At 64.2% G+C, this 12,896-nt stretch carries 13 protein-coding genes and 1 pseudogene; 6 read left to right on the forward strand and 8 right to left on the reverse strand.

What is annotated here, in order from left to right; all coding sequences use genetic code 11:
• Positions 1-270: 270 nt before the first annotated feature.
• Complete coding sequence (locus ACZYOF_RS38145) at positions 271-1,365, forward strand: Acg family FMN-binding oxidoreductase (RefSeq protein ID WP_463718981.1); 1,095 nt, start codon at positions 271-273, stop codon at positions 1,363-1,365.
• A 95-nt stretch (positions 1,366-1,460) separates the two neighbouring features.
• Here ACZYOF_RS38145 and ACZYOF_RS38150 read toward each other — a convergent pair whose 3' ends face one another.
• Entirely contained in the window at positions 1,461-2,312 is an 852-nt protein-coding gene (locus tag ACZYOF_RS38150) for a DUF1194 domain-containing protein (protein ID WP_130582389.1), read from the reverse strand.
• Between the two features lie 266 nt (positions 2,313-2,578).
• Here ACZYOF_RS38150 and clpS point away from each other — a divergent pair, with 266 nt between their 5' ends.
• Positions 2,579-2,884 carry an ATP-dependent Clp protease adapter ClpS gene (clpS, locus tag ACZYOF_RS38155; RefSeq protein WP_130582388.1) on the forward strand — a complete coding sequence of 102 codons (306 nt, stop codon included), beginning with the start codon at positions 2,579-2,581 and terminating at the stop codon, positions 2,882-2,884.
• A 105-nt stretch (positions 2,885-2,989) separates the two neighbouring features.
• Here clpS and ACZYOF_RS38160 read toward each other — a convergent pair whose 3' ends face one another.
• From ACZYOF_RS38160 to fabI, 4 genes are all read right to left on the reverse strand, one after another.
• Entirely contained in the window at positions 2,990-4,177 is a 1,188-nt protein-coding gene (locus ACZYOF_RS38160) for an adenylate/guanylate cyclase domain-containing protein (protein WP_463718982.1), read from the reverse strand.
• 23 nt (positions 4,178-4,200) lie between these two features.
• Positions 4,201-5,286: a chorismate synthase gene (gene aroC, locus ACZYOF_RS38165; protein WP_463718983.1), complete on the reverse strand. Its 1,086-nt coding sequence runs from the start codon at positions 5,284-5,286 to the stop codon at positions 4,201-4,203.
• Between the two features lie 131 nt (positions 5,287-5,417).
• Positions 5,418-6,017 (reverse strand): histidine phosphatase family protein, encoded by a 600-nt coding sequence (locus ACZYOF_RS38170; protein WP_282529684.1) that lies wholly within the window; start codon positions 6,015-6,017, stop codon positions 5,418-5,420.
• Between the two features lie 10 nt (positions 6,018-6,027).
• Entirely contained in the window at positions 6,028-6,846 is an 819-nt protein-coding gene (gene fabI, locus ACZYOF_RS38175) for an enoyl-ACP reductase FabI (protein WP_463718984.1), read from the reverse strand.
• Positions 6,847-7,059: 213 nt separating this feature from the next.
• Here fabI and ACZYOF_RS38180 point away from each other — a divergent pair, with 213 nt between their 5' ends.
• Positions 7,060-7,551 (forward strand): sigma-70 family RNA polymerase sigma factor, encoded by a 492-nt coding sequence (locus tag ACZYOF_RS38180; protein ID WP_027578930.1) that lies wholly within the window; start codon positions 7,060-7,062, stop codon positions 7,549-7,551.
• Between the two features lie 76 nt (positions 7,552-7,627).
• Positions 7,628-8,401: an anti-sigma factor family protein gene (locus tag ACZYOF_RS38185; RefSeq protein WP_463718985.1), complete on the forward strand. Its 774-nt coding sequence runs from the start codon at positions 7,628-7,630 to the stop codon at positions 8,399-8,401.
• A 146-nt stretch (positions 8,402-8,547) separates the two neighbouring features.
• On the opposite strand, the pseudogene ACZYOF_RS38190 reads toward ACZYOF_RS38185, so the two are convergent.
• From ACZYOF_RS38190 to ACZYOF_RS38200, 3 genes and pseudogenes are all read right to left on the reverse strand, one after another.
• Positions 8,548-9,083, reverse strand: a pseudogene (locus ACZYOF_RS38190) (REP-associated tyrosine transposase).
• 516 nt (positions 9,084-9,599) lie between these two features.
• Entirely contained in the window at positions 9,600-10,568 is a 969-nt protein-coding gene (locus ACZYOF_RS38195) for a DnaJ C-terminal domain-containing protein (RefSeq protein WP_463718986.1), read from the reverse strand.
• Positions 10,569-10,674: 106 nt separating this feature from the next.
• Positions 10,675-11,079: an RT0821/Lpp0805 family surface protein gene (locus tag ACZYOF_RS38200; protein ID WP_130582383.1), complete on the reverse strand. Its 405-nt coding sequence runs from the start codon at positions 11,077-11,079 to the stop codon at positions 10,675-10,677.
• A 123-nt stretch (positions 11,080-11,202) separates the two neighbouring features.
• Here ACZYOF_RS38200 and pdxH point away from each other — a divergent pair, with 123 nt between their 5' ends.
• Together pdxH and ACZYOF_RS38210 are read left to right on the forward strand one after the other, a co-directional pair.
• Positions 11,203-11,844, forward strand: coding sequence for a pyridoxamine 5'-phosphate oxidase (gene pdxH / locus ACZYOF_RS38205; protein ID WP_463718987.1), 642 nt, complete (start codon positions 11,203-11,205; stop codon positions 11,842-11,844).
• Between the two features lie 118 nt (positions 11,845-11,962).
• A complete protein-coding gene (locus ACZYOF_RS38210) occupies positions 11,963-12,715 on the forward strand; it encodes an SDR family NAD(P)-dependent oxidoreductase (RefSeq protein WP_463718988.1) in 753 nt (250 codons plus the stop codon).
• The last annotated feature ends 181 nt before the right edge of the window (positions 12,716-12,896 follow it).

Below are 12,896 nucleotides of genomic sequence, written 5' to 3' on the forward strand. Positions count from 1 at the left end.
GCATCCGCTCTTCCACGGTACAGGTCTCCTTCCACCCCATCGGCAAGGTCCTCCTTGCCGACCAGTTGACCTGTTACCCATGTCGCCGGTCTATTCTGTTACCCATGTAGCCGGTCAGGACCCACGCCACCTTCTCCCACAAGGGGAGAAGGAAAGAAATGCCGCGGGCTCCTTTGCGTAGTAGCACAACGAACTCTTGACCTCGGTCAACGGCCCCGGCTCCCGGTTGCGCTAACTGCTTCCGTGCGAAATCTGGTTGGAAGCGGGTCGATGCTCATCGATAGACGACAGATCTTCGGAACCGCGCTTGGGCTTGGCGCGGCGGCGATCATAGGCCCGTCGTCGCAGGCAGGAGCAGCAGCAATGACGTATGAGGAGGCGGCCGGCATCGTCAGAGCGCCGTTGCGGTCCACGCCGCGAAACCGAGAACTCGTGCGCTTTGCGAGCCTGGCAGCCAACAGCCACAACACGCAGCCCTGGACCTTCACCGCGGCTGCCGACAGAATCGTCATTGCGCCGGACTTCACGCGGAGATGCGCCGTGGTCGATCCGGACGACCACCATCTCTTCGTCAGCCTGGGATGCGCCGCGGAAAACCTCGTGCTGGCAGCCTCGATGCTTGGACTCAAGGCGAATGCGGTCGCCGAGGGCGACGAGATCGTGATCGATCTGGAAGCAGCCCCCTCCTCGCGCTCGCCGCTCGCCGAGGCGATCACGGTTCGCCAGAGCAGCCGCACGATCTATGATGGCAAGCCCGTTTCACCCGAGACGCTGCGCCTGCTGGAGAGCGCATGTCGGGAGCCCGGCGTCTCGACCATCATGATAAGCGACCGGGCCGGGATCGCAGACGTCGCCGATTACGTCGTTCAGGGCAACTCGGCACAGATGCGCGACAAGGCATTCATGGACGAACTGCGACGCTGGCTGCGCTTCAGCGAAGCCGACGCCATGGCGAGGATGGACGGACTGTTCTCGCGCTGCTCCGGAAATCCCGCGCTGCCCGCGTGGATTGCCCGACCGCTTCTCGGCTTCTTCCTGACCGAAGAGGGAGAGAACAAGAAGTACCGCGAGCAGATCGTAAGTTCAGCGGGTGTCGTCGTCCTTGCATCCGATGCCAGCGACAAGGCCCACTGGATCGCGGTCGGCCGCGCCTGCCAGCGTTTCGGACTGCAGGCGACCGCGCTCGGACTGAAATATGCGTTCGTCAATCAACCGGTCGAGGTGGCCGCGGTCCGCTCGCAATTCGCTGCGGTCATGGGGCTTGGCGAGCGGCGCCCGGACATCATCATGCGCTTTGGCACAGGCCCTGGTCTGCCGAACTCCCTGCGCCGGGCACCCGAACAGGTGATGCGCGAGGCGTCATAGAACGTAGGGTGGGCAAAGCGCAGCGTGCCCACCGTTTCTTGCACCGAACGTGGATGGTGGGCACGCTGCGCTTCGCCCACCCTACGGAAGAAAACCTACCTTCCCCACCGATCCTGCCAGATCTTTTCCCCGATCATGCAGCTCACGCGCGGCTCCTTTTCGGCCACCGGCACGATCTTGCGCTCCGGCGTGCGGCCGGCGACCTCCATCAGCAGCTTGGTGCGGATCGCTTCCTTGAATTTTTCACGCTCCTTGATCGTCACCACGAAAGAGCCGGGACCGCCGATCACGCAGTCCTCGTAATATTGATCGAGATTGTCGATATCCATGGTGGAATAGGACGGCTCCTTCACCATGATCGGCAGGCCGTTGATGACGATGCCCTTCTCCAGCGCCGCGTCGCGCGCGGTCGAGACCGGCGCGCCGTTGTTGTTGGGGCCGTCGCCGGAAATGTCGATCACGCGCCTGAGGCCGCGATACGGATCTTCGTCGAACAGCGGCACCGCGAAATTGATCGCACCCGAGATCGAGGTCCGCGACGCCCGGCGGATCGGCGTCTTCATGATCTCGGCGGCAACGGCATCGGCGGTTTCCGGGCCGTCGATCAGCCGCCAGGGGATGATGATCTTCTGATCAGAGGAAGCGGCCCATTCGAAATAGGTCACCGAGATCTTGCCGTTCGGACCGGCCTTCAGTGCCTGCAGGAATTCCTTCGATACGATTGCCTGCGCGTAGCCCTCGCGCTGGATCGCGAGTTCGTCCATGTCCATGGAATAGGAGACGTCGACGGCCAGTATCAGTTCGACATCGACGGTGGGGTTCGCGTCCTTCTCCGCCACCGGGCGGGTGCCCTGGTTGCCTGGCCCGGGCGCGGCGATGCCGGCCCCATCGCCGCCGACAAGCCAGCCTGCGACAAGCACAACCCCGATCGAGACATACCAGCGCATGAGCTGCCCTCCCGTCGAACGTCAACAATGGTGACACGCAAACTGCGCCGCGCAAAGGGCGAACATCATTTGTCCTTCACATTCAGGTTAGCCTTCCGTCCAAATCTAAAGCTTGGCCTTGTGCTTGCCCCGATTTTGGCGAGGTTTTGTCGTTTGCCCGCGATCGTCCCGCTCCTGCAAGGAGCCTGTGCAAAAACCGCCGGTTCCAGGATTGCCGGGAAGGCGATATTCTTTTCTGTTCGCAGAGCAGCAGGAAGTGCCGCGCCATGAGCGACACCGTCACCACCCCGAAAACCAAGGTCAAGACCAAGGTCGAACGGCCGCGCCTGCACAAGGTTATCCTGATCAACGACGATTACACGCCGCGCGAATTCGTCGTCACCGTGCTGAAGGCGGAATTCCGCATGACCGAGGACCAGGCCTTTAAGGTGATGCTCACCGCACACCAGCGCGGCGTCTGCGTGGTTGCGGTCTTCACCAAGGACGTCGCCGAGACAAAGGCGACACGCGCCACCGATGCCGGCCGCGCCAAGGGCTATCCGCTGTTGTTTACGACCGAGCCGGAGGAATAGCTTGCTGCCAGCCGCAGACGTAGCCCGGGTGGAGCGCAGCGCAACCCGGGAAATCCTCAGCGTGCTGAGAGAGCCCATCCCGGGTTGCGCTTCGCTCCACCCGGGCTACGAGAGAGTTTGCGACGCATCGCCCGCCAGGCCATAGACGCGCTGGGCCTTTGAGAAGCCTGCGATCGGAAATTCGCCGAGATCATCCCAGCCGCCGCGGCAGATGCCGGCGAAGCCTTCGGAGGCCACGACGGTGCGGCCAAGCCGGCCGGCGATCTTCTCCAGTCGTGCGGCAAGATTCACCGCAGGACCAATGCAGGTGAAGTCGAGCCGGTTGCCGCCGCCGATATTGCCATAGAGAATTGTTCCGACATGCAGCGCAACGCCGAAACGGAAACGCTCGACGACGTCGCCGACCGGATACTGCAGCGCCTCGACGCTGGTCCGCGTGTCCTGCGCGGCTTCCAACACATGCGAACAGACCTGTTGCGCATCCCCGACATACTCGTCGATCGGAAAAACCGCGAGCAGTCCATCGCCCATGTATTTCAGCACCTCGCCATCATGGGCGCGGATCGAGGCGACCTGGCAGTCGAAATAGCGGTTGAGCATGTCGACGACGGTCTCGGCCGGTAGCCGATCCGATAACGCGGTGAAGCCGCGCAGGTCCGACAGCCAGATCGCCGCGTGCATGGTCTCGCCATGCCCGCGCCTTATCTGACCATCGAGGATGCGCATGCCCGCGCGGTTGCCGACATAAGTGTCGAGCAGGGTCGCGGCGATGCGGCGAAGGCCGATCACCTCGATCAGGCGCGTCAGCGCCGGCAGGACCGATCGCAGTGCGGCGAGCTGCTCATCGGTGAAGCCGCCCGCCTGCTTGGTGGTCCAACTGGAAGCGTGTGTGAAGCCATCGATGAAGCGCAGCGGCATGGCCACATAATCGGTCACCCCTTCTGCGCGCATGTCGTCGAGGAAAGGAAAGCGCCGGCTCTCGGGATCGTCGGTGCGGCACCGCACCTCCTTGGCCTCGCCAAAGACAATCGCAAGCGGGCTCGCGATGAACTCCGGCGTTTGCCTGATGTCGAAGTCAACCGAGCGGATGACGACGGCCTCACCGGGCTTCCAGATGAAGTTGCGCCCATAGATTTCGGGATGCAGCGTCCGGATGAAGAATCCGACCCGCCACAGCGGGATGCCGGCTGCAACCAGGCGCCCGCACAGTTCGGAGATCATGTCGGTGACAACAGGGGTCGACCTAGCACCGTCGATCAGCCAGTCCGCGATCCCCCTGATGTCGATCTGCATCACGGCCTCTGTCTTGTCAGGTTCTATCCAACCTGTCCCCGGTGCCGCAGGAAATGATCGGCGAGCACGCAGGCCATCATTGCCTCGCCCACCGGCACGGCGCGAATGCCGACGCAGGGGTCGTGGCGGCCCTTGGTCATGATATCGGTGTCGGTGCCGCTGCGGTCCACGGTCAGCCGCGGCGACAGGATCGAGGAGGTCGGCTTCACCGCAAAACGTACCACCACCGGCTGGCCGGTGGAGATGCCGCCCAGGATGCCGCCGGCGTTGTTGGACAGGAAACGCACGCCGTTATTGCCGGTGCGCATCTCGTCGGCGTTCTCCTCGCCCGACAATTCGGCCGCGCCGAACCCGGCGCCGATCTCGACGCCCTTCACCGCATTGATGCTCATCATCGCGGCCGCCAGCTCGCTATCGAGCTTGGCGTAGATCGGCGCGCCGAGCCCGGGCGGCACGCCCTCGGCCACGACCTCGATCACCGCGCCAATCGATGAACCCTTCTTCCTGATGCCATCGAGATAGTCTTCGAAGAACGCCGCCTTGTCCTTGTCCGGGCAGAAGAACGGGTTGCAGCCAATCTCGTCCCAATCCCACTTGTCGCGATCGATCTTGTGCGGGCCCATCTGCACCAGCGCGCCGCGGATCTTGATCTCCGGCAGGACCTTTCGCGCGATCGCGCCGGCGGCGACGCGGGTCGCGGTCTCGCGCGCCGAGGAGCGGCCGCCACCGCGATAATCGCGCAGGCCGTATTTGGCCTCATAGGTGAAGTCGGCATGGCCGGGGCGGAACTTGTCCTTGATCTCGGAATAGTCCTTCGAGCGCTGATCGGTGTTCTCGATCAGGAGGCCGATCGGCGTGCCCGTCGTCACCTGCACGCCGGTCTCCGGATGGGCCATCACGCCGGACAGGATCTTCACCACATCCGGCTCCTGGCGCTGGGTGGTGAAGCGGGACTGCCCCGGCCGGCGGCGGTCGAGATCGCGCTGGATGTCCTCAACCGTCAGCGGGATCAGCGGCGGACAGCCGTCGACCACGCAGCCGATCGCGACCCCGTGGCTCTCGCCAAAGGTCGTGACCCGGAACAAATGGCCGAAGGTGTTATGGGACATTCGTCGCCTAACTCGTAAGTCAATACTGACTTGTCGTAACGCGTGGGGACACCACGGTCAAACGCGGCAGGCTGTCATTCCGGGGCGATGCAAAGCATCGAACCCGGAATGACCGCTCAATTACGAGCGCCTTAACTATACTTCACCAGCCCGCCGTCGCGAAACACATAGACGGCGCCCTGCTCGATGTAGAGGTCCGCGGCGCTATCAGGGGTTTCGATCCCGAGCGACACCATCAGGGCGCGGCAGGTGCCGCCATGGGCCACAGTGACGGTGTCGGCCAGGAGCGAGTCGTACCAGTCGCGCACCCGAAGCTGCACCGCGGCGTAGGTCTCCCCGCCCTCGGGCGCCATCGTCCACTTCGCGGTCTGGCGCTTGGCGTAGAGTTCGGGATCGGCGAGTCGCATCTCCGCCAGCGTCGAGCCTTCCCAGACACCGTAGCCGATCTCGCGCAACCGGTCGTCGAGCGAATAATCCCCGGGCGGCAATTCCAGCGCGCGACGCGCCAGCTCCATGGTCTGGCGCGCCCGTCCGAGCGGACTCGAAACGTAGGGCAGCGATGCCCTGTCATATCCGTCGCGCGTGAGCAGGTCGGCGAGCACATGGCCGGCATGGGACGCTTGCGCGCGCCCGCGATCGTTCAGCGGAATATCCAGGGTGCCCTGAAGCCGGCCTTCCGCGTTCCATGCCGTCTCGCCATGGCGGATGTAGTAGATTGTTGGCATTGCTATCGACGCGCAGCTATTCCTTGGCGAGCGAAATGTCAGGCGCATCGGGACGCTTCATGCCGACAATGTGATAGCCGGAATCGACGTGATGCACCTCGCCGGTGACGCCGCGCGAGAGATCGGACAACAGATAGAGCGCGCTGTCGCCGACCTCCTCGATCGTGACCGTGCGCCGCATCGGCGCGTTGTACTCGTTCCACTTCAGAATGTAGCGGAAATCGCCGATGCCGGAGGCCGCAAGCGTCTTGATCGGACCTGCCGAGATCGCGTTGACGCGGATGTTCTTCTCGCCGAGATCGGCGGCCAGATAGCGCACGCTCGCTTCCAGCGCCGCTTTCGCCACGCCCATCACGTTGTAATGCGGCATCCACTTCTCCGCGCCGTAGTAGGTGAGCGTGATGACCGAGCCGCCGTCGGTCATGAGCTTCTCGGCCCGCTGCGCGATCGCGGTGAGCGAGTAGCAACTGATCAGCATGGACTTGGAGAAATTCTCCGCCGTGGTCTCGATGTAACGGCCGTCGAGCTGGTCCTTGTCGGAGAAGGCGATCGCATGCACGACGAAATCGATCTTACCCCACTTCTCCCTAGCGACGTCGAACACCGCGTCGATGGTCGCAGCGTCAGTGACGTCGCAATGGCCGAGCAGCAGCGCGTTCAATTCCTTCGCCAAGGGCTCGACCCGCTTCTTCAGCGCATCGCCCTGCCAGGTGAGCGCAATCTCGGCGCCGGCGTCGTGGCAGGCTTTGGCGATCCCCCAGGCGATCGAGCGATTGTTGGCGACGCCAAGAATCACGCCGCGCTTGCCCTGCATCAGACCCGATTTCTGTGCCATCCGCTGTCCACTCCCGCGTTGGATTTGGTATTCGGAGGTACACCAGCGCTCCACCGCGGTACAGCCCCCTTCACGGCCATTTTGCCCGATCCTGTAGCCCGGGTGGAGCGAAACGCCACCCGGGGCTACAAATCGCTACAAGGAATAGCCAAGTCACTCAGGTGTTATGTTGAGTAGGCGTCCGAGCCGAAGCAGGATGAAGATTCCGGTGTCATGACCGCGTTCCGGCAGAGTGTTGAAGCCATGATCCCGGCACTGCGCCGCTACGCGCGGGCGCTCGCGCGCGATGCCGATATCGCCGACGACCTGGTGCAGGACACCTTGGTGCGGGCGCTGCGCTCGGAGCGGCTGTTCCTCGGCGGCGACGTCAGGAGCTGGCTCTATACGATCCTGACCAACCTCAACAAGAACCGCCGGCGCTCGCTGGCGCGGCGGCCGCAATTCATGCCGCTGCTGGACAACAATCCGGACGCCAGCGGCACGGAAGCCGAAGGCCGCGACATCGCCCGCGCGCTGGCGACGCTGGTGGAAGAGCAGCGCGCGGCGCTGCTCTTGGTGATGCTGGAAGGATTGAGTTACCGCGAGGTCGCCGACATCCAGGGCGTGCCGATCGGCACCGTGATGTCCCGGCTTGCGCGCGCTCGCGCCCACGTTAAAGCCTTCCTCGAGGGCGAACGGGCGACGGCGCTGAGGCGGGTGAAGTGATGGCAGGCGTTGTGCATGGCCATGACATCAGGTTGAGGCGATTTCTTTTCTTGAGAATTAGACAGAGACGACTGCGATGACCAACCCCAGGATTCCCGTCACCGAGGACGAGCTGCACGCCTATGTCGACAACGAATTGCCGGCGGAGCGCCGCGGCGATGTCGAGGCGTGGCTGGCAGCGCACCCTGATGACGCCGAGCGGGTGCGGTCGTGGCTCGCCATGGCCGACGTGCTGCATGCGCGCTACGATTCGGTCGCCGACGAGGCGGTGCCGAAGCGGCTCGAGATCGAGCAGCTCGTGCGTCAGCCGCGCAAGCTGGTCTATGGCGCCATTGCCGCGACGCTGCTGGCGTTCATTGCCGGCGGCGGCGTCGGCTGGATCGCGCATGGCGCGGCAGCCACGCCCTCGCCGCTGCAGAGCTTCACGCTCGATGCGATGGACGCGCACCGGCTCTATGTGGTCGAGGTCCGCCATCCGGTCGAGGTGCCCGGCGATGAGCGCGCCCATTTGCAGGCCTGGCTGACCAAGCGCTGCGGCTGGGACGTGCGCGCGCCGGATATGTCGGCGGCGGGATTGAAGCTGGTTGGCGGCCGGCTGCTGCCCGGCCCGACCGGGCGGCCGGCTTCCTTCCTGATGTATGAGAGCGCCTCCGGCGAGCGCTTCACGGTCTACGCCTCCAAGGCACAGGCCGAGACCACGCAGATGCGTTACGCCACGCACGGCAATGAAGGCGCGCTGTTCTGGGCCGACCGCGGCGTCGGCTATGTCGTCAGCGGCGGCAGCGACCGCAACCGCCTGACCCAGATCGCGCAAGCCGTCTACGACCAGATGGAAAGGACCGGCGGGTAGCTCGGAGCGGGAGCGCCCTTGTAGCCCGGGTGGAGCGCAGCGTAACCCGGGGATAGCCTCTCCGACCTGGGAACGGAGTCGCGCGCCGCGCTACCCTGCCCCGGGTTGCGCTGCGCTCCACCCGGGCTACAGGGGCTGCGTGCAGGTTAATCCGCTCGCTCTCCAAAGTTCCCACCATCCGCCTCACCAGATCCGCCCCAGTCGCGGGGCAATATTCCGGCACGAACATAGCGATGCAGCGAGGAGAACGGCCAATCGACCGCTGAGCCGACCAGCCGATGCTTGACCGGATTGAAATGGGTGTAATCGGCGCAGCGCTCGAAATCGCTTTCGTCGCGGATCGTGTGCTCCCAGAAGCGCTTCTGCCAAAGAGCGTATTCGCCGCGGTGGTCACGTGAGAGCGGGACGCCCGCGGCCGCGACGCTGCGGGTGAAGGCTGACTTGATTCGGCGCCATCGGTCCGAGAAATCCGCGTCCCCCTCAGGCAGGGTCATAATGGCATGCAGGTGATCGGGAAGAACAACCACGGCATCGAGAACAAACGGGCGCTCGTTGCGAGTCTTTCGGAACGCCGCGCGCAACAGCGAGGCATGGTCCACCAGTGCAGACGAGCTGCGATCATCCAGCGTCACGGTGAAGAAAAGGTCCCGCCAGGGAGGAAGTTGCGCCGATACCGGACCATGATCACGGACTTACACCAACGACCGCTCTTCTTGTAGCTTGTAGCGCAACCCGGGGCGAGTTCGCGTGGGGCAACTTAGCGGATCGTGCGCGGATCGACCGGCCCCGGATTGCGCTTCGCTTCATCCGGTCTACAGGGTCCTCTGCTGGGGCTGAGAAAAAAGGGCCACCTGCGACAGCAAGCGGCCCAAGTCTAGGGAGGAAACGCCCAAGGAGGGCTGCGACAGCGCAAAGCGCCATCGCACTACCTTATGTAGTTCGCGTACACGGATTCGAAAGACCGGATGATACCGGGTTTTGCGAAAACGCCCGCATTTCGCGGACGTTCGTGATGCAATAGCCACACTTGCTCGACGTCCCAATTCCGTCATCGAAAATCTGGAATAAGGACATCGGCGCGTCTCAGAATCGCACCGGATGTTCCCGCGTTATCGCGCAGCGCCCGATCCGCCGATCGGCGCTCGCGGCCTCGATTGGGGTTTGGTACTGCGCTGGTCCCCCTCTCGAGGCCGCACCCTCAGCCAAGATCGCTGCGGGGATTGTAAGGATGTTGGTCGCGCCACTTCTGCATCAATGCTTCCAGCTCCGCATCGTTCCCGTCGGGCAGGATAATGCGGGTGGTGGCATAGAGGTCGCCCGCGCCGCCCGACTTCGGCAGGCCCTTGCCCTTCAGCCTGAACGTGCGCCCGCTTGAGGTGTTCTTGGGGATCGACAATTCGACCGCGCCGCCAAGTGTCGGCACGCGGACCTTGCCGCCCAGCACCGCCTCGTACAGTGTGATCGGCAGCTCGATCCTGAGATCGTTGCCGTCGACCTTGAAGAAGGGATGCGGCGCGATCGTCACGGTGATCAGGAGATCGCCCGGGCGATGGCCGGGCGCCGTCTCGCCCTGCCCCTTCAGCCGGATCTGCTGGCCCGAGCTGACGCCGGCGGGAATCTTGACGTTGAGTTCCTTGCCGGTCGGCAGGCGGACGCGCTTCTCGGCGCCCTTCACTGCCTCCTCCAGCGACACCGTCATGGCGACGCTGAGGTCGAGGTCGAGCCCGACACCACCGGTGTCGAATTCAAATTGGGTGCCGCCGCTGCGCGCACGCGCACCGCCGCCGAACATGCTGTTGAGGATGTCCTCGAAGCCCGCGGCGCCGCCGCCCGTGCCGCCGCCGGGGCCGCTGCGGAACGTATAGGTTTCGAACCCGCCCGGACCAGCATGACCCCGCGCATCGCCACCGCCAAAGCCTCCACCGGGGAAGCCCTGGAAGCGCGGCTTGCCCTCGGCGTCGATCTCGCCGCGGTCAAATTGCTTGCGCTTCTCCTCGTCGCCGACGATTTCGTTGGCCGAGTTGATCTCGGCAAAACGCTCGGCAGCCTTCGGATCGTTCTTGTTGCTGTCGGGATGATGCTTCTTGGCGAGCTTGCGATAGGCGCTCTTGATCGCGGCACCGCTGGCGCCCCGCGGCACCCCCAGGACCTCATAGGGGTCGCGCATCCGTCACGTCTCCTTCACGGGAAATCAGACCTGAAATTTTCGGGCTTGTCGCCCACCTCGGTGTCATTTGGGGACGCAGTGGCATTTTTGCAACTGCTTTCAGCGATCAGGATCGCCAAGGTTTCAGATTATGGATCTCCCACCGCCCACGTCCGGTCCGGCAGCCGGCGCCCTGCAGCCAGCTTTCGGTCCGGCCGTTGACGTAGCTCGCCAGGAAATCCCGGCAGGTCCGTCCGTCCTCGGCGGCGTAAGCCTGGGACAGCGGCGTCACCGAGCCGCGCGCGCCGGTCTCGGGATTTTCCCAGGCCTGGCTGGAATCCTTGTCGCCCTTGGTCAGCACGTCGGAGGCGGCGTTGCGGGCAAAGGCGAGGTCGCTGTCGGTCGGCGCCGATGCCCTTACCTGGGTCGCCCCGAGCGCACCCGTCAAGTCCTTGTCGTCCAGCCGGGCGAAACTGTCGCCGCGCGACAGGGCGCAACCGCCGGCCCCGAGGCCGATTAGAACCAATGTCATCACCGTCCCCGCCGGGCGGATCGCCGATAGGCCAACGCGTCCCCATGCCCTATATAAGGACGTCCTATATAGGGCGAGTAACGCGCGCTCTGAGGCCGACGGACGCAACGCTGGACTCCTGACATGACAGACACGACCTCCATCAAACACCCTACACCGTTAACATCGGGTGATTTTACCGCCGCGGAAGAACCATTTGCGCTGTTCGCCGAATGGTTTGCCGAAGCAGCCAAGTCCGAGCCGAACGATCCCAACGCGATGGCGCTCGCAACCGTCGATCCCGACGGGCTGCCGGACGTGCGGATGGTACTGATGAAAGGCTATGACGCGGACGGCTTCGTGTTCTACAGCCACATCGCCAGCGCCAAGGGCCGCGAACTCGCCGCAAATCCTAAGGCCGCTTTACTATTCCACTGGAAATCGTTGCGCCGTCAGGTGCGCATCCGCGGCAACGTGTCGCAGGTGAGCGACGCCGAGGCCGACGACTATTTCGCGACGCGCCCGAAGCAGGCGCAGCTCGGCGCCTGGGCCAGCAAGCAGTCGCAGCCATTGGAGAGCCGCTTCGCCTTCGAGCAGGCGATCGCGAAAGCCGCCGCGAAATATGTGATCGGCGAGGTGCCGCGCCCGCAAGGCTGGAGCGGCTGGCGCATCACGCCTGTCAGCATCGAGTTCTGGCACGACCGTCCCTACCGCCTGCACGACCGCATCGAATTCCGCCGCGAGGGCCCAAGCCAGGCCTGGTCCAAAGTAAGGCTTTATCCGTAAAACTCAGACCGTCATGGCCGGGCTTGTCCCGGCCATCCACGTCTCAGTTTCGAGCCAGTCCGAACACGTGGATGCCCGGCACAAGGCCGGGCATGACGAAGAACGAGAGAGCCGTCCAATGCCGAACACATCGAACGCGCCGCGGCGCACGCTACTCCTGACCGGCGCCAGCCGCGGCATCGGCCATGCTACCGCGATCCGCTTCTCCTCGGCCGGCTGGCGCGTCATCACCTGCTCGCGGCACGCCTTTCCGGAAGTTTGCCCCTGGGGCGCCGGACCTGAGGATCACATCGAGGTCGATTTCGGCGACCATGACGACACCGTGCGCGCGATCTCGGAAATCCGCAGGCGGCTGGAGAACGACGAGCTGCACGCGCTCGTCAACAATGCCGCGATCTCGCCCAAGGGGTCGGGCGGCACGCGGCTCGGTACCATGGACACCGATATCGACACCTGGCTGCATGTCTTCCGCGTCAACTTCTTCGCGCCGATCATGCTGGCGCGCGGGCTGATCAACGAATTGAAGACCGCCAAGGGTGCGGTGGTGAACGTCACTTCGATCGCGGGCTCCCGCGTGCATCCTTTCGCGGGCGCGGCCTATGCCACATCGAAAGCGGCGCTCGCGGCGCTGACGCGCGAGATGGCGTCCGATTTCGGCCGCGTCGGCATCCGTGTCAACTCGATCGCGCCGGGCGAGATCGACACCTCGATCCTGTCGCCGGGCACCGAGAAGATCGTCGAGCAGCAGATCCCGATGCATCGCCTGGGCACGCCCGACGAAGTCGCCAAGATCATCTATGTCCTGTGCACGGAAACCAGTTCCTACGTGAACGGCGCCGAAATCCACATCAATGGTGGCCAGCACGTCTAGGATTGGCGATCGCTGAGTGAGGGTTCTCTCCGGACATACCGTCGCCGTGGAGACAACCCCTTGTATCTGCACGGGCATGATTTGTGCGATGGAAGCGATTTAGCGTCTTGGCCGGTGGCCACCGGCCAAGACGCGTGGCGAAGTCGCCCGTTACCCCTCCGGCCACAACCGTGGATGAGCT

Source organism: Bradyrhizobium sp. LeoA1Lang, from assembly GCF_055413685.1.